Annotated in this window: 13 protein-coding genes and 1 riboswitch; of the genes, 8 read left to right on the top strand and 5 right to left on the bottom strand. The window is 48.9% G+C overall.

All coding sequences use genetic code 11. The features are described 5' to 3' along the window. Window positions 1-12: 12 nt before the first annotated feature. Window positions 13-2,373 carry a TonB-dependent receptor gene (locus tag DXD65_RS00390; protein ID WP_117887246.1) on the bottom strand — a complete coding sequence of 787 codons (2,361 nt, stop codon included), beginning with the start codon at window positions 2,371-2,373 and terminating at the stop codon, window positions 13-15. A gap of 123 nt (window positions 2,374-2,496) precedes the next feature. Continuing rightward, window positions 2,497-2,705: riboswitch (cobalamin riboswitch) on the bottom strand. Window positions 2,706-2,771: 66 nt separating this feature from the next. Between DXD65_RS00390 and DXD65_RS00385 the strand changes: the two genes are divergently transcribed. Then, the gene (locus DXD65_RS00385; RefSeq protein ID WP_005837253.1) at window positions 2,772-3,320 is read left to right on the top strand and encodes a methylated-DNA--[protein]-cysteine S-methyltransferase; all 549 of its coding nucleotides are present in this window, start codon (window positions 2,772-2,774) and stop codon (window positions 3,318-3,320) included. A gap of 2 nt (window positions 3,321-3,322) precedes the next feature. Here DXD65_RS00385 and DXD65_RS00380 read toward each other — a convergent pair whose 3' ends face one another. Further along, the gene (locus DXD65_RS00380) at window positions 3,323-4,216 is read right to left on the bottom strand and encodes a helix-turn-helix domain-containing protein (RefSeq protein WP_005837252.1); all 894 of its coding nucleotides are present in this window, start codon (window positions 4,214-4,216) and stop codon (window positions 3,323-3,325) included. A 191-nt stretch (window positions 4,217-4,407) separates the two neighbouring features. Here DXD65_RS00380 and DXD65_RS00375 point away from each other — a divergent pair, with 191 nt between their 5' ends. From DXD65_RS00375 to DXD65_RS00350, 6 genes are all read left to right on the top strand, one after another. Next, a complete protein-coding gene (locus tag DXD65_RS00375; protein ID WP_034532863.1) occupies window positions 4,408-5,670 on the top strand; it encodes a TolC family protein in 1,263 nt (420 codons plus the stop codon). A gap of 34 nt (window positions 5,671-5,704) precedes the next feature. Further along, window positions 5,705-6,595: an HlyD family secretion protein gene (locus DXD65_RS00370; RefSeq protein WP_057256484.1), complete on the top strand. Its 891-nt coding sequence runs from the start codon at window positions 5,705-5,707 to the stop codon at window positions 6,593-6,595. Further along, the gene (locus DXD65_RS00365; RefSeq protein ID WP_009038349.1) at window positions 6,573-8,030 is read left to right on the top strand and encodes an ATP-binding cassette domain-containing protein; all 1,458 of its coding nucleotides are present in this window, start codon (window positions 6,573-6,575) and stop codon (window positions 8,028-8,030) included. Before DXD65_RS00370 ends, DXD65_RS00365 begins: the two co-directional genes overlap by 23 nt. Before the next feature lie 47 nt (window positions 8,031-8,077). Beyond that, complete coding sequence (locus DXD65_RS00360; protein ID WP_008664442.1) at window positions 8,078-9,181, top strand: ABC transporter permease; 1,104 nt, start codon at window positions 8,078-8,080, stop codon at window positions 9,179-9,181. A 112-nt stretch (window positions 9,182-9,293) separates the two neighbouring features. Further along, a complete protein-coding gene (locus tag DXD65_RS00355) occupies window positions 9,294-10,409 on the top strand; it encodes an ABC transporter permease (protein WP_117887245.1) in 1,116 nt (371 codons plus the stop codon). A 312-nt stretch (window positions 10,410-10,721) separates the two neighbouring features. Next, window positions 10,722-11,858 carry an acyltransferase family protein gene (locus DXD65_RS00350; protein ID WP_057097884.1) on the top strand — a complete coding sequence of 379 codons (1,137 nt, stop codon included), beginning with the start codon at window positions 10,722-10,724 and terminating at the stop codon, window positions 11,856-11,858. An 80-nt stretch (window positions 11,859-11,938) separates the two neighbouring features. Here DXD65_RS00350 and DXD65_RS00345 read toward each other — a convergent pair whose 3' ends face one another. The 3 genes from DXD65_RS00345 to DXD65_RS00335 all read right to left on the bottom strand — a co-directional run bounded on the left by DXD65_RS00345 (window position 11,939) and on the right by DXD65_RS00335 (window position 14,432). After that, window positions 11,939-12,382, bottom strand: a complete 444-nt coding sequence (locus DXD65_RS00345; RefSeq protein ID WP_005827646.1) for an Hsp20/alpha crystallin family protein — start codon at window positions 12,380-12,382, stop codon at window positions 11,939-11,941. Window positions 12,383-12,627: 245 nt separating this feature from the next. Then, window positions 12,628-13,095, bottom strand: coding sequence for a hypothetical protein (locus DXD65_RS00340; RefSeq protein ID WP_005837242.1), 468 nt, complete (start codon window positions 13,093-13,095; stop codon window positions 12,628-12,630). Between the two features lie 35 nt (window positions 13,096-13,130). Beyond that, window positions 13,131-14,432 carry a GNAT family N-acetyltransferase gene (locus DXD65_RS00335; RefSeq protein ID WP_117887244.1) on the bottom strand — a complete coding sequence of 434 codons (1,302 nt, stop codon included), beginning with the start codon at window positions 14,430-14,432 and terminating at the stop codon, window positions 13,131-13,133. Between the two features lie 206 nt (window positions 14,433-14,638). Between DXD65_RS00335 and DXD65_RS00330 the strand changes: the two genes are divergently transcribed. Then, window positions 14,639-16,297: a DUF6377 domain-containing protein gene (locus tag DXD65_RS00330; RefSeq protein WP_008664452.1), complete on the top strand. Its 1,659-nt coding sequence runs from the start codon at window positions 14,639-14,641 to the stop codon at window positions 16,295-16,297.

Below are 16,297 nucleotides of genomic sequence, written 5' to 3'. Positions count from 1 at the left end.
ATTATTAAATGATTAGTTAATGAATAGTCTGAATTTAGCAAAAAAAGCACGTCCGGGCTTCTGCAGCTTGTAGTTGTCATAGGCTGTCTTGTCGAGGAAGTTGGTACACTCCAAAGCCAGATTATAGCGTCCGCGTCTCCATGAGTAAGTGATGTCGGCATTACAGATGTGCTGGGCGGGAATGCGTGCCTTGTTATCATATGCGCCGTAAGCTTCCCAGGTCAGGAAGTACCAGTGTACCCATTGATAGGTACAACCCAGGCGCAATCTGCTTTCGGGCAGGGCAATGTTGCGGAAGGTATAATAAGCCTCTACGCTACCGAATAGCCACGGGCGGTTGGGCACACGGTTGTTATAGGTGGCAGAGGGCTTTCCGTCACCCTTGTACTTCTGCTGGTCGCGAGTGTCCTGGTAGCTGACGTTTGTGGCGAGTTGCAGTCTGCCTTGCCAGTCGTAGCGCATTTCCCCTTCCGCACCTTTTACATGGACAGCCGGGACGTTGGTATATTGCATTGTACCCTCTTTCTCGGCAATGCTGGTCTGAATGTAGTTGTCTACCTTACGGAAAAATCCGCTCATCTCATAATAGAATGTATGTCCATTGCCCGGGTGCCATGTGCCGAACAGAGAGGCATTGAAGTTGTTGCTGTTTTCCGGTTTCAGTGCCACGTTGGCATAGATGGTGGTACCGTTTCCCAACAGCTCGCGGGCGATGGGCAGTCTTACGCTATGCTCGTAGGATACTTTGATGGATAAAGGTTCCACGATGATATACCGGAGTCCGGCACCGTAACCCAGGTAGTTCTTGGTGGTGGAGCCTTGCACATCCTTCGAGCCGGTCACGCTGGATTGGTCGGTCTGCCGGATATTGGGATGGTTGATGTAGTCTTTTATGAAGAATACGTTTTCCATCTTGCCATCCAACAGAGACTGGTTGTAGGAGAGTCCCAGGATATGTTTGGTAACCACATCTTTTGACGGCTCGAAGCTGGTATCAAGGTCATCGAAGCGGTCGTTTCCGGTACGGCTCAAATGGTAGTTCAGATTAAAGCTGTGATGGGTATTCAGCTGATAGTCCAGGTTGGTGCGCATGATGGTGAGCGGACGCTTGTAGTGGCGCATGGATGGTTCTTTGCCCATAATCTCGTTGCGCTGGCTCACGATGTATCCTCCGTCCCAATAGTACTTCCGATAGGCAGTGTCCACGGTCAAGGAATGGTCCCAGGTGTGGGAGAGGGAGGCATTCAGTTGCATGTTCTTCAGGATGAAGTTGTACTTCTGATAGCGGGCAGAGATGTTCCAGGAATCGGAATTCCTTTCTGCCATTCCGTATACTTTGTTTTGAACAGACCCCGTCTGCAGTTCCTTGTCTGTTTTTGAATAGGAGGCGGAAACAAAGAAAGCATCAGCCCAGGATTTGTTGACAAATCCGGCTTCCACCTGTGCCAGTAGCGAGAAGTAGCCGTCATGAAAACGCTTGGGATTGCCATATATGAAGTTGTCCCCGCTTTCGTCGCGCATCTGTACATTCTTCATTCTATAATCGTTTTTGGAGTAGTTGATGCCAACGGTGGGCCGGACTATTAGTCCGTTTTTCTTTTCTACGAACTGTGCATTCAAGTCTGCCTTGTGGGTATGGAAGGAGCCGATGCCGTAAGATACATCCAGATAATCCTTTTTTTCCTGCTTTGTAATGATATTGATGGCGCCGCCCAGTGCATCTGTTCCCAAGCTGGCAGGGACTACTCCTTTGTATATCTCAATCCGGTCTATGATGTTAATGGGTAAGTTGGCGAGGGAAACACCGCTTCCTTTGGTGTCCAGTGGCATTCCGTCCAAAAAGTAGCGGACTGAATTTCCAGACATTCCATTGATGGAGAGGTCGAAGTCCGAGCCAACTCCGCCTTCCTCTCTCACCTTAATGCCCGTTGTACGGTTCACCAGGTCGTTGAGGTTATTCAGTGAGTTTACTATCGGCTTGATGTCGAGTGCATTGACGGCAAAGGCTCCTTCCTTCACTTTCTGCGTTTGGGTCTTTCCGTAGACCTCGACAGAACTCAGTGTTACGGCACTTTCCTGCAATGTAAAGTTCTGTTTTTTATCCTGCCGGATGTCGAGGGATTGTTTCACGGTTTGGTAGCCCAGGAAGGAGACGACGAAGGTATGTTTACCCGGGGCGACTTGCAGTGAATACTTCCCCCGGTCATCCGTATAGGTGCCGGAGGTGGTGTTTTCCACAGCGATGGTGGCTTGGGCTATCGGTGTCCCGTGCTGGTCTATGACTTTTCCGGATAAGGTGACCTTATTCTGTGCCATACTACCTGCAGGAAGCAGGCAGATAAATGTAAATAGCAGTCCTGTGATGAATCTCATTTCAGTTCCTTATAAGCGTTCGTAACTTGCCCTCAAGGAAAAAAATGAACAAAGAGAAAGATTCCTTTATATGGATAAAGAATGCCTCGACTCAATGTTTTGTTGCTTTATTCCCCGAAAGCACTAAAACTATGTTGTCTTGGCAGGTCTTCTGACTTATCCCTCTTTGAATGCCTTCCCATCCGCCGGGCGGACAGTGGCTTGTAGAATATTCAAAGATTTTGGAAGGACTTACAGCAGCGGGTCTGTTCAGGATTTGCACCTGATTCCCTTTTTCATCACTCATCTCCAACAGAACCGGGAGAGGTGAAACCAAAACTGGGACAAAGATAACAAAAACTATTAGGTTTGCGAATACTCCTGATAATTTTTGTTATCTTTGCTGAAAACTAAGTTCGATGGAAACAATTTTGACCCAATACTATCAATCTCCTTATGGCGAGTTGCTCCTCGGCTCTTTCGGCGATAAACTCTGCCTATGCGACTGGATGCTGAACGAGAAACGTAGAGTACCCGTTGATAAGCGTATACGGCAGGCGCTGCATGCCGATTATGAGGAAGGCACTTCGGAAGTGATTGCAAGGGCAATCATTCAGTTGGATGAGTATTTTGCCTGTAAGCGGACCATATTCGATGTTCCACTGCTTGCAGTCGGAACAGAATTCCAGCGGACGGTGTGGCAGGAGTTGCAGAACATCCCTTACGGAAAAACAGTGTCCTACGGCGAGCTTTCACGAAAGCTGGGCAATCCGAAAGCCGTACGTGCGGTGGCGGCTGCCAATGGGGCAAATGCCCTCTCCATACTCATCCCCTGCCATCGTGTGGTGGGCAGCAACCATACGCTGATAGGCTATGCCGGTGGACTGGCAGCCAAACAAGGGATGCTGGCATTGGAAGCGGACTCTTGCGACGGACCGTCAGGCTCCCGTATAGGACAGCTGTTTTGAGGTCAGGTTTGTTTCTGGTATTCCGCCGGTGTCATCCCCGTCATACGTTTGAAGAACTTCGAGAAGAACGACGGATTGGGAAAGTTCAGTTCGTCTGATATTTGAAACACCAGTAGATTACTGTGTTTCAGCAATACTTTGGCTTCGAGGATAACTGCTTGATTAATCCATTGCATCACGGTTTGTCCGCTTGTTTCACGTATCACCGAGCTCAGATAGTGCGGTGTCAGGCATAGTTTGTCGGCATAGAAGTTGACGCTGCGTTCGTGCTTGCTGTGTTGGTTCACCAAAGCGATGAAGCGGCGGAATAGCTCTTCCTGGCGTGAAAGGCGTGACGGAGTTGACTTGCATGTGTGCTCGTGGATATACTTAAGGTTATAGAGAAGTGAGACAATCAAGTGCTGTACAGCTCCGCGGCGGTAGGGCAAACAATGTAGTATATTCCACAATAAAGAGAAGAAGCTGCTGATGTGTGCCCATTCCTCGTTGTTGCATGAAAGGCGGATTCCGTTTCGTGTATAAGCTTCCGAAAGAATGGAATTCTGTAGTACGGGCAGAAAATTGGCAGTGGGCATGATGACTTGGAATTCGTAGTCGGGACTGACTTCCGATATTTCTATCAGCGAATTGTCAGGGATGATAATAATATCGTGGGCTGTAGCTTCATATTCGATAAGATTGATGGAGATTCGGCCCTTACCTTGCATGATGCGTACAATCCTTCCTTCTTTGGCACGATAAGGTTGCTGGGTGCGGAATAGCCTGAATCCCATTGCTTGAAAACTGATGACCATTCCCAAATCGTCGTTTATAAATCTGTATTCGGAATGTTCTATAAAATCCGGATTGTTGCGGATGTCCTCGAATGCGACGCTTATCGGTTTGTTCTTTTCCATATCTTTCCCTTTATGAATAATGTATATTTCCACCGCAAAGATAATAAAGTGTTCCTATTATTTGTCTTTTTCTACGAAATGTCGTACTATTAGAACATCTTTGCGCACAAATGGATTGTAAGGTTATAGGGTTATGCCTTTATCTTTGCATGTGTATAGAACAAAACCATGTAGAATAAACAAGAAACAGAATGGATATGAAACGAACCGTTTTCTTTTTTACCCTTTCTCTTGCTGCCATGCTGGCACATGCCCAGCTCACGTTGGAGGAGTGCCAGCGACGGGCGCAAGACAATTATCCGTTGGTCAGGCAATACGGACTGATAGAAAAGGCACGCGGGTACGACCTCTCCAATGCCGGAAAAGGTTACCTGCCCCAGTTCTCCCTATCCGGCAAGGCCACGTACCAGAGCGACATCACCCGGCTGCCGGTCGAAATCCCTAATCTCGACATCAAGACTGCTCCGAAAGACCAATACCAGGTGATGCTTGAAGTGCAGCAGACCCTCTGGGATGGTGGGGATATACGTTCCAGAAAACGGTTGACGCGTGCCGCCTCGGAAGTGGAACTGGAAAAACAGCATGTAGACATGTATGCCTTGACTGACCGGGTGAACCAGCTCTTTTTCGGCATCCTGCTGCTGGACGAACAGCTGAAACAGAACAGCCTCTTGCAAGAAGATTTGGGCAGAACCCACAAGCAGGTAGCCGACTACATAGCCAATGGCATCGCCACCCCGAGCGACCTGGATGCAGTCAGCGTAGAGCAACTGAATACCAGGCAGCACCGTGTGGAATTGGAGACCACCCGTCGTGCATACCTCAGCATGCTTGCTGCCTTTACGGACAAGGATCTCTCTTCCGAAACGGTTTTATTGAAACCGGCTGCCGAAGAAAACATAGACCGGCAGATGAACAACCGCCCCGAACTTCGTTGGTACGATGCGCAGGGAGAGCAACTCCGCCAGCAGGAGGCAGCTTTGAACACCCGGTTGATGCCGCGTTTCGGCCTTTTTGTACAAGGGGCATACGGCAATCCAGGGTTGAATATGCTGAAGGATGAATTCAACGCCTATTACATGGCGGGGGTGCGCATGTCCTGGAATTTCGGCAGTCTGTATACACTGAAGAACGACCGCCGCAGGATAGACAATACCCGCCAACAGATAGAGACCGGCCGGGATGTGTTCCTTTTCAACATTCGCCTGCAGGCTACGCAGCAGGATGCGGGCATTGTATCCATGCGCCGCCAGATGGCGGATGATGACGAGATTATCCGTCTGCGTGGGAATATCCGCCGTGCAGCCGAGGCCAAGGTGCAGAACGGGACAATGACCGTGACCGATATGCTGCGGGAGATTACCAACGAAAGTATGGCACGACAGACCAAGGCATTGCATGAGGTGCAGTTGCTGATGAACATCTGGCAGCTGAAATATACGCTGAACAATTAATGACTATAATCCGTAATTTATAACTTGAAATAGTATGAAATCATTGAAATTATTTCCTTTTTTATTTCTCCTTGCCGCCTGCACCGGCGGTGCTCCGAAATATGATGCGACGGGAACGTTCGAGGCTACCGAAGTCATCGTTTCTGCCGAGGCGTCTGGAAAACTGCTGAGTTTCGACATCGAGGAAGGCACGACACTGAAAGACGGGCAGGAGGTGGGCATTATAGATACCGTCCAACTCTATCTGAAGAAACTCCAGTTGGAGGCCAGTGTCAAGTCCGTGGAAGGCCAGCGGCCCGATATCCTGAAACAAGTAGCCGCCACTCAGGAACAGATTGTGCAGGCACGGCGCGAACGCGATCGTGTGTCCAACCTGCTCCGTGTGGGTGCCGCCAACCAGAAGCAACTGGATGATGCCGAGTCCCTTCTCGAAGTCCTCCGCAAGCAGCTCGACGCACAGAACTCCACCCTGCGCAACAGTGACCGGAGCCTGACGTGGCAAAGTTCCTCTGTCGGCATCCAGGTGGCGCAGATAGAAGACCAGTTGCGCAAATGCCACATCACCTCTCCGCTGACGGGAACCGTCCTTGCCCAATATGCCGAAGCCGGAGAACTGGCTGCTCCCGGCACCCCTCTTTTCAAAGTGGCGGATATGGAGCAGATTTACCTCCGTGCCTACATCACCTCCGAGCAGCTTGCCGAAATCAAGCAGGGGCAGCAAGTGAAGGTTTATGCGGATTATGGAAAGGAAGTGCGGAAAGAATACCCCGGCATCGTCACCTGGATTTCCGATACGTCCGAATTCACTCCAAAAACTATCCTGACGAAAGACGAGCGCGCCAATCTGGTCTATGCCGTAAAGATTGCCGTGAAGAATGACGGGATGCTGAAAATAGGAATGTATGGAGGCTGTAACTTTAACTAATATCTCCAAGCGTTACGGCAGCGTGGAAGCCCTGCGGGGTGTCTCTCTGTCAGTGGCTCCCGGTGAGCTTTTCGGCATCATCGGGCCGGACGGTGCGGGCAAGACATCGCTTTTCCGCATCCTCACCACTTTGCTGCTTGCCGACGGAGGCTCGGCTTCGGTCTGCGGTCTGGATGTGGTGAAGGACTACAAAGCCATCCGCAGGCGGGTGGGGTATATGCCCGGACGCTTCTCCCTCTATCCGGACTTGACGGTGGAGGAGAATCTCAATTTCTTCGCCACCGTCTTCCACACCACCATCGAGGAGAATTATGATTTGGTGCGCGACATTTACCGGCAGATAGAACCTTTCCGCAAGCGCCGCGCCGGAGCGTTGTCCGGCGGCATGAAGCAGAAACTCGCCCTTAGCTGTGCCCTTATCCATAAACCGGATGTCCTCTTTCTGGACGAACCCACTACGGGCGTCGACCCCGTGTCCCGCAAGGAATTCTGGGGAATGCTTCGCCGACTGAAGGAGCAGGGTATCACCATCATTGCTTCCACCCCCATCATCGACGAAGCGCGCCAATGCGACCGCATCGCCTTCATCAACGAAGGAGAGATAAAAGGCATCGATACCCCCGACCGTATCCTGACACGCTTTGCGGGCATCCTCTGCCCTCCGGGCTTGCAGCACGAACGGGTGGAAAACCACGAAAACAAGGTGATTGAAGTGGAAGGGTTGACCAAGCGGTTCGGTAATTTCACCGCTGTAGACCACATCTCCTTCCAAGTCCATCGGGGCGAGATTTTCGGTTTCCTGGGAGCCAACGGGGCAGGCAAGACCACCGCCATGCGCATGCTTACGGGACTTAGCCGCCCCACCGGCGGCAAGGCATGTGTGGCAGGTTTCGATGTGGCTTCCCAACCCGAAGAAGTGAAGAAGAACATCGGCTACATGAGCCAGAAATTTTCCCTTTACGAAGACCTCAAGGTGTGGGAGAATATCCGCCTCTTTGCCGGTATCTACGGCATCCCCGAAGCGGAGATTGCCCCCAAGACGGATGAGCTGCTCCTCCACCTCGGGCTGGAAAAGGAACGGGATACACTGGTGAAAAGCCTTCCGCTGGGCTGGAAGCAGAAGCTGGCCTTCTCCGTCTCCATCTTCCACCGTCCCAAGATTGTCTTTCTGGATGAGCCTACGGGTGGGGTGGACCCTGCCACGCGCCGCCAGTTCTGGGAGCTGATTTACCAGGCTGCCGACGAGGGCATCACCGTCTTTGTCACCACCCACTTTATGGACGAGGCGGAGTATTGCGACCGCATCTCCATCATGGTAGACGGCGTCATCCGTGCACTCGACACTCCCGGGGAGCTGAAACGGCAGTTCAATGCCACTACGATGGACGATGTATTCCAACAACTGGCTCGTCAAGCTGTGCGAACCGCCGACTGAAAATCCGTGAAATCCGCATTATCCGAGCCTAAATATAAATATAGACAATGAAACAATTCATATCTTTCATCCGAAAAGAGTTCTTCCATATCTTCCGCGACCGGCGCACGATGCTGATTCTGCTGGGCATGCCCATCGTGCAGATAATCCTTTTCGGTTTTGCCATCACCACCGAGGTGAAGAACGTGCGTGTGGCGGTGCTCGACCCGTCGAATGACGTAGTTACCCGCCGTATCATCGACCGCATGGATGCAAGCGAATACTTCACCGTCATCCGCCGCCTGCATTCTCCCGCCGATATGGAGGCTTCTTTCGGAAGAGGGGAGATTGACATGGCGCTTGTTTTCAGCGAGCGTTTCTCGGACAAGCTTTATACCGGCGAGGCGCGCGTGCAGCTTGTCTCCGACGCCACAGACCCCAATATGGCGACTATGCAGGCAGGCTATGCCGCAAACATCATCTCCTCTGCCGGGCAGGAGATGCTTCTGCCGGGAGTGCATGCCGCTGCCATCGTACCCCAGCTCAAGCTGCTGTACAATCCGCAGATGAAGAGTGCCTACAACTTCGTGCCGGGTGTCATGGGGCTTATTCTGATGCTGATTTGCGCCATGATGACCTCCATCTCCATTGTGCGCGAGAAGGAGACGGGGACGATGGAGGTCCTGCTGGTTTCTCCCGTCAAACCGCTTTTCATCATTCTGGCAAAGGCGGTGCCCTATTTTGTGCTGTCGTTTGTCAACTTGACCACCATTCTTCTGCTTTCGGTCTATGTGCTCGATGTTCCCGTGGCGGGCAGCTTGTTCTGGCTGGTGGTGGTGTCGCTGCTATTCATCTTTGTCTCCCTGGCGCTGGGGCTGCTGATTTCCACGGTCACCCGGACGCAGGTTGCCGCCATGCTGGTGTCCGGACTGATGCTGATGATGCCCACCATGTTGCTTTCGGGCATGATATTCCCCATTGAGAGTATGCCCGTTATCTTGCAGGCCATTTCAGCTGTGCTTCCTGCACGCTGGTATATCCAGGCGGTGCGTAAGCTGATGATTGAGGGAGTGGATGTTTCGCTTGTGCTGATGGAGGTCGGCATACTTGCCACGATGGCGGTATTGCTGATAACGGTGAGTTTCAAGAAATTCAAGCATCGGCTTGAGTAAAGAGCGGATATGAATTTTGTATTAATTATTCAGGCAGAAGAACATAAGGACAAAAGGATACGGGAAATCTGTTCTTTTGTTCTTGTGTCTAAAATCTTTAAAATATCGTCTTATGATAAAGTTTCTCATTGAAAAGGAATTCAAGCAGTTGTTCCGCAACTCCTTCCTGCCCAAGCTGATTTTCATTTTCCCGTGCATGATTATGATACTGATGCCCTGGGCCGCCAATCTGGAGATAAAGAACATCAATCTGAATATAGTGGACAATGACCACAGCGTCTTGTCCCGCCGTCTGGTAGATAAAATCGGTGCATCCACTTATTTCCGCCTGACAGCGCTTCCCGATACATATGATGAGGCTTTGCTGGCCATTGAAGCAGGTTCGGCAGATGTCGTGCTGGAGATTCCCCGTGATTTCGAAAAGGATTGGGTGAAGGGAGAGGCGCCCCGCCTGCTGGTGGCGGCCAATGCCGTGAACGGCACGAAGGGCAGTCTGGGAGGATCCTACTTGTCTTCCATCATCAGTGACTATACCCGTGAACTGGGTTCGGAGTCGTCTTCGCAAGGGCTTGCCGGGAAGCCGCTTTCCCGGGTGGACATCACTACGCAGAACCTTTACAACCCCACGCTGAACTACAAGCTTTTCATGATTCCTGCCCTCATGGTGATGCTGCTGACGCTGATTTGCGGTTTTCTCCCTGCCCTCAATGTGGTGGGCGAGAAGGAGGTGGGCACCATCGAGCAGATAAATGTCACCCCCGTCGGCAAGTTCACTTTCATTGCCGCCAAGCTGATACCTTACTGGCTGATAGGTTTTGTGGTGCTGACCATCTGTTTCGTTCTGGCATGGGTACTTTACGGCATTCTGCCGGCGGGACATTTCCTCACTATCTACGGCATGGCGCTGTTTTTTCTACCGATGGTGTCGGGGTTCGGGCTGGTCATATCCAATCATTCGACCACGTTGCAGCAGGCCATGTTTGTCATGTGGTTCTTCATGCTTATCCTTATTCTGATGAGTGGTCTTTTCACCCCTATCCACAGTATGCCTGAGTGGGCGCAATGGATTACGTGCATCAATCCGCTACGCTATTTTGTGGAGGTGATGCGTACCATCTATCTCCGTGGCGGCGGATTTGCCGAACTGCTTCCGCAACTGGGAGCCGTGTTGGTCTTTGCATTGGTCTTCAATCTGTGGGCGGTAAAAAGTTATAAGAAAAGTAGTTAACTGATTTTTCTTTATTATTATCCTATTTGGCTCTCTTTTTTGAAGAAGGGCTACACCATTTGCCTTGGATAGCTACACCCTTTTGTGTTTAAGGCTACACCATGAGAAGGAAAAGGTGTAGCCCTTTTATTATGGATAATAAAAGCTGTTTTTTGTGCGGAAAAAAAGGTGCAAGTAGTGATATGTATCTAATGATAAAGACAACTGTTATACTTGTCAATTAATTGATAGAGTTTATATGATATCTATCAGTTCCCTTATTGGAAAAAACTCTTATCTTTGCACGCGAATAAATAAATATCTTATACCAAAATGAATACACGAACTACTTATCTTGCCTCGAAACCGCATTATGAGATTCTTGACGGACTTCGTGGCGTGGCGGCTGTCATGGTTATTATCTTCCATCTTTTTGAAGCACATGCAGGTGGCAGCCATCTTACTCAAATTATCAATCATGGTTATCTGGCAGTGGATTTCTTCTTCATGCTTTCCGGTTTTGTTATCGGCTATGCTTATGATGACCGTTGGAACCGGATGACCGTGGGCACTTTCTTCAAACGCCGTATCATCCGCCTGCATCCTATGGTGATTATGGGAAGCATTGTGGGCGCTGCCTTTTTCTATTTTCAGGAGTCGTCTTGTTTTCCGCCTATCGAGAATACGTCCATCGGAACAATGCTGCTGGTGATGTTGCTGGGCTGTACCTTGCTTCCTCTTCCGCTGAAGTTCGACATTCGCGGCTGGACGGAAATGCATCCGTTGAATGGCCCGGCATGGTCGCTCTATTATGAATATATCGGTAATATCCTGTATGCGTTGTTTGTACGCAAGTTCAATAAGGTGGCCCTGTCGGTGCTGGTATTTGTGGCAGGGTGTTTTACGGTATACCGTTGTCTGACTGCTCCTGCCGGCGATATTGTGGGTGGTTGGGCCTTGAACTGGGAACAGCAGTATGTGGGTATGGTCCGGCTGATGTATCCGTTCTTCGGCGGATTGCTTCTGTCACGCCTCGGCTGGCTGATACGGCTTGAAAAGCGTGCTTTCTGGTGGTGCAGCCTGCTGATTGTGGTGGTTCTTTCCATTCCCCGTATCGGAGGTGAGGATGGTTACTGGATGAACGGGCTTTACGAGGCTTTCTGTATTATCTGCATCTTCCCGGTCATTGTTTCGATGGGAGCCGGCGGCAAGGTGACCGGTAAGCGCTCTACTGCCGTATGCAAGTTCCTGGGAGATATTTCCTATCCGATTTATATCACCCATTATCCGCTGGTATACACTTATACAGCTTGGGTATGCAACAATAACGCTACAATGGCAGAAGGTATCCCTTATATGATACTTACTTTCGTGGGAGCTGTTGTCCTTGCTTATGCTTGTTTGAAACTGTACGACGAACCGGTGCGCAAGTGGCTGACAGACCGTTTTCTGAAAGGGAAGAAGAAATAGTTCCGTATGGCTATGGATATAAAAAATCTCCCGCTGCATTATCTTGTGCAGCGGGAGATTTTCTTTTTAATGGCCGGGCGTTATTTTACGTCGATGAATTTCTTGGCCTTTTCTTTTTCTGCTTCTGTAAACTTAGGCAATGTAATGTTCAGCACGCCGTTTTCTACATGGGCGCCAATCTTTTCCTTATCGACATCGTCCGGAAGAATCATGGTTTGCTGGAACTTGGTGTATGAGAATTCGCGGCGCAAGTAGCGGCCTTCCTTCTTTTCGTCCTTGTTGTTCTCTTCCTTGCTTTCTGTTTTCTTTTCCATGCTGATGACCAGATTGTTTTCTTCATCGATGTGAACGTTGAAGTCTTCTTTTGTCATACCGGGAGCAGCCAATTCAACTTTGTACTCTTTTGCTGTTTCGAATACGTTGATGGCAGGGGCGGTGGCATTTGCTTTTACCATCCAATCATTGTCAAAGAAATCATTAAAAATACTCGGTAACCAATTTTGGTTTCTTCTTACAGGCATCATAGTTATAGTCTCCTATTGTTTAAGTTAAACATGCTGTTTAGTTTTGAACTCCGGTTCTTTGTCTTCGGGTGTCTGCCTTTTGGGTTTTCACCATCCGTTTCTTGAACCGTCGTTCGCTAACAATATTGCAAACCTTATGCCAACCAGTTTTTACTGACTTTATTGACTATTTGTCATTGAAAAACTGACTTATTTGCTTGTTTAATGCCATTTTGCTATCTTATTTATTTAAAATTGATAGATTTTCAGACTAATTTAAAACGCATTCTCCAACGCTTGGCTTCTTCGTCCCAATCGTGACTGATGATTTTGAAGGTTCCGATTTCTGATGTATTCTCCACATGTACTCCGATGCAGAGGCATTCGTCGTAATCGCCTACTTTCACGACACGTACCGTTTCCGAAGCACCATCGGGCAGGCGTTCCAAGTCGAAACGTCCTTGCGCTTCCTCTTGCGTAATGAATTCTGTTGTGACGGGCAGCTGTCGGGCGATTACCTCGTTTACGGCCTCTTCCAGCTTCTTTATTTCTTCTTCCGTGGGGCAGGCGGCAAGACGATAGTCCAGCTTGCTCTTCTTTCGTTCTATGTGTGCTGATATGGAGCGGCCGCAACCGAATAACCTTACCATGGTTTGGTTGATGATGTGCTCCGTTGTATGCATAGGAGGGTACTCCTGCTTGTTGTGGTCATTGAGATGAGGTTGTTGTTCCATGTATAATTTCAATAGTTGATATATAATTTGATATTTTATCGTTTGAGGTTGGCCAGCACTTCTTCTTTCAAGATGCTGTATATATGTATGTCTGTATATTCTCCAGAAGCCAGCAGTTCTCCGCAACGTTCTGTTCCCTCATGGATGAAACCGAGGCGAACCGGTACTGCGTTGCTGGCTGCATTGCCCACGGCACAGCGAATTTGTATCCGCTTTATCTCTTTTTCTTGTACGGCCCACAGACACAGCTTGCGGACACTTTCAGTAATGATGCCCCGGTGCTGGTATTCCGGCAGTAGCCAATAGCCGAGTTCTGTACGGTGGTTGTCGAAATCGGAGAAATGGAAACCTATCAGTCCGCAGATTTCATGCTGCTGGTTCCAAATACCGAATATAGGTTCATTTCGTTCGGCAGGAGCAGATAGTACCTGACGTAAAAAAGCTTCTTCATCAGCTATTGTGCGCATATTATCCACAAATGGCAGCCATGTTCTTAAGTAGTCCCGGTGTGTGTCGATGGCATGGTAGATGGCTGCGGCATCTTCTATTCTGATTTCCTGCAGATAAATGTCCGGAAGGATGGGGAAGGAAATGGGAGAGGGGAGGATATGTACGTCTCCTGATTGGGACAGCTGTATCCTTTCCTTGATTTTTCCCCAGGCATGTGTATTGAACAGACAGCTTTCGCGCATGGTGTGATACATCTCCTTGAACCGGGACATGGGGATAGTGAAGCTCAATAAGTCCGCTTCGAAGTATGGGCGGACGGAGGGGTCGAAGAATCCCAGGAAAGTGCGTTTCCCTTGTTTCCGGTTTTCAATGATGGTTTGGGTAATGACGGAGCAACAGTCGGAGCCGAATGGGGCTGCCACGGCATCCGATGCATTGTTGTCGAAGAAGGTCCATGTCGCCAGTCCGGATAGAATGTCGGGAGTTGGCAGGAACAGCAGTCCTTCCACTTCATCAAAGGAAGGTATCTTGTCTATGCGGGCAAAATGCAGATAGGCTTTGTCAGTTCTGGAAATCTGTAGCTCATTGACAAAATCTACCACCATTTCGGGAGTCTTCTTGTATTTCTCTTTCAAGGAGACAAACCCCGGGACGCGCTCGGGCATTTCAGTAAATCCGGTATAGAACTTGCCTCCTCCGCAGGTAATTGTTTCGTTGCTGAGACTGACGATTTTGCCGTCTCTGACTTGTTTCATGCATTTGAAGAGACAACCGGTTACTTTCTCTGTAGATGCCCCCATTCGGTCTGAATACCAAAAGGCGATGGGGAGTTCGGCGTGTTGGCCGAAAGCTTCCTGATAATTGGCTATAAATGTGTGTATATCCATGATGCTCGGATGATATTTATGATATGGTCTTTCTTTGGATTTTCCGTAAAGGTAATTCAATATTTTGATTCTTTTGCTTGCAGTATGCCTTTTTATCACTCTGCTTTCGAGCTTTTAATGATAGTAGAATAGGTTTTTATGGTATTTTAATTACTTTTGCATGAGGATTCTCAAAAAGTATTGCCTTTAACTAATCGGAAAGCCGGATGAAAAATATAATCATATTCTTGTGTCTTTGTACCATCTGTATGTGCCGCCTTCATGCTGCAGACAGCAGCCGGGCGGATTCTTTGCTGCTGAAACTGGACCAGGCGATAAAGGAGCGTCCCATATACATGGAGCAGAAAGAGCTGAAACTGGTGGAACTGAAAAGACAGTTGCATCGGCAGATACCGGATGAAGAACGTTTTGCCATTCTTGGCACATTGCTGGATGAGTACCGTTCGTTCAATACGGATTCTGCATTGCACATGGCCGAGGAAAGGGAACAGATAGCCATACGTCTTGGAAACCGGGAATACATAGACAATGCCCGCATGAATAAAGCAGATGTTTTGGGAATGACCGGTATGTATAAGGAAGTTATGGATTTGATGCGGAATATCCATATAGACCGGTTACCGGTGGATATCCATCCATATTATTACCATATCTACCGTACGGTCTATGGCCTTATGGCCGATTATGCCGTGACGGCATATGAAAAGAAGCTTTATACGGAGCTTACGGACAAATATCGTGATTCGTTGCTGTTGGTCAATAAAGATAATCTTCTGATACATACCTTGATTCAGTCCGACCAGTATAATGTACGCAATGAATATGACAAGGCCATCCGTTTGCTGACGGATTATCTGGCGCTGCAGAAGGACTATGAACACGACGTTGCGATTTGTGCCTATACTTTATCAGAGTCTTACCGGCTGAAAGGGGACAAAGAGAAGGAAAAGGAATACCTGATTGTTTCTGCTATGGCGGATATGAAAACCGCTGTCCGTGAATATATCTCTTTACGCAAGCTCGCCGTACTGCTTTACCAGGAAGGAGACATCGAGCGTGCCTATTCTTATGTAAAGATATGTATGGAAGATGCAGCCGCCTGCAATGCCCGGTTGCGCAAGCTGGAGATTCTGGAAATCTTTCCCATCATTAATGATGCTTACCAGCAAAAGACGGAGAAGCAGCAGGAGCAGATGAAATGGGCACTGGTATCTATCAGCCTGCTTTCACTTTTTCTGTTGCTTGCCATATTTTATGTATACAAGCAGATGAAGAAAGTGGCTGCCGCCCGCAGGGAAGTGATTGACGCCAACAAACGGTTGAAGGAGCTGAATGATGAGCTTCACCTTTCCAATGCACAACTCAAGGAGGCCAACCACAGCATTGCCGAAAACTCCTATCTGAAGGAGGAGTATATCGGCCGTTATATGGACCAGTGCTCGGTCTATTTGGAAAAGATGGACAATTACCGCCGGTCGCTGGGAAAGATTGCCGCTACCGGAAATGTGGAGGAACTCTACAAGAACATCAAGTCTTCTAAATTCATAGAGGGGGAATTAAAGGAATTCTATACCAACTTTGATAATACCTTCCTGCAGCTGTTTCCTACTTTTGTAGAAGACTTCAATGCCCTGCTTGCCGATGATGAGCAAATATCCTTGAAAGCCGGCGAACGGATGAATACAGAGTTGCGCATCTTTGCATTGATACGTTTGGGCATTACTGACAGCGTGAAGATAGCCCAGTTCCTTCGATATTCTGTTACCACCATTTATAACTATCGTACGAAGGTTCGCAACAAGGCTGCCGGTGACCGCGACTTGTTGGAACAGGAAGTGATGACAATTGGCAAGTCGAAGAACTGA

Source organism: Bacteroides sp. 4_1_36, from assembly GCF_003466325.1.
Taxonomy (GTDB): Bacteria; Bacteroidota; Bacteroidia; order Bacteroidales; family Bacteroidaceae; genus Bacteroides; species Bacteroides uniformis.
Note: the sequence above shows the minus strand (reverse complement) of the source record. Positions and strands in the feature narration are given on the sequence as shown.

What these genes read in the sequence shown, in the direction of transcription:
- DXD65_RS00380 (WP_005837252.1), bottom strand. Translation starts at nt 4,216, where the DNA reads ATGGAAAAGAACAAACCGATAAGCGTCGCATTCGAGGACATCCGCAAC.
- DXD65_RS00360 (WP_008664442.1), top strand. Translation starts at nt 8,078, where the DNA reads ATGAAACAATTCATATCTTTCATCCGAAAAGAGTTCTTCCATATCTTC.
- DXD65_RS00340 (WP_005837242.1), bottom strand. Translation starts at nt 13,095, where the DNA reads ATGGAACAACAACCTCATCTCAATGACCACAACAAGCAGGAGTACCCT.
- DXD65_RS00370 (WP_057256484.1), top strand. Translation starts at nt 5,705, where the DNA reads ATGAAATCATTGAAATTATTTCCTTTTTTATTTCTCCTTGCCGCCTGC.
- DXD65_RS00330 (WP_008664452.1), top strand. Translation starts at nt 14,639, where the DNA reads ATGAAAAATATAATCATATTCTTGTGTCTTTGTACCATCTGTATGTGC.
- DXD65_RS00365 (WP_009038349.1), top strand. Translation starts at nt 6,573, where the DNA reads ATGGAGGCTGTAACTTTAACTAATATCTCCAAGCGTTACGGCAGCGTG.
- DXD65_RS00345 (WP_005827646.1), bottom strand. Translation starts at nt 12,382, where the DNA reads ATGATGCCTGTAAGAAGAAACCAAAATTGGTTACCGAGTATTTTTAAT.
- DXD65_RS00390 (WP_117887246.1), bottom strand. Translation starts at nt 2,373, where the DNA reads ATGAGATTCATCACAGGACTGCTATTTACATTTATCTGCCTGCTTCCT.
- DXD65_RS00355 (WP_117887245.1), top strand. Translation starts at nt 9,294, where the DNA reads ATGATAAAGTTTCTCATTGAAAAGGAATTCAAGCAGTTGTTCCGCAAC.
- DXD65_RS00350 (WP_057097884.1), top strand. Translation starts at nt 10,722, where the DNA reads ATGAATACACGAACTACTTATCTTGCCTCGAAACCGCATTATGAGATT.
- DXD65_RS00335 (WP_117887244.1), bottom strand. Translation starts at nt 14,432, where the DNA reads ATGGATATACACACATTTATAGCCAATTATCAGGAAGCTTTCGGCCAA.
- DXD65_RS00385 (WP_005837253.1), top strand. Translation starts at nt 2,772, where the DNA reads ATGGAAACAATTTTGACCCAATACTATCAATCTCCTTATGGCGAGTTG.
- DXD65_RS00375 (WP_034532863.1), top strand. Translation starts at nt 4,408, where the DNA reads ATGGATATGAAACGAACCGTTTTCTTTTTTACCCTTTCTCTTGCTGCC.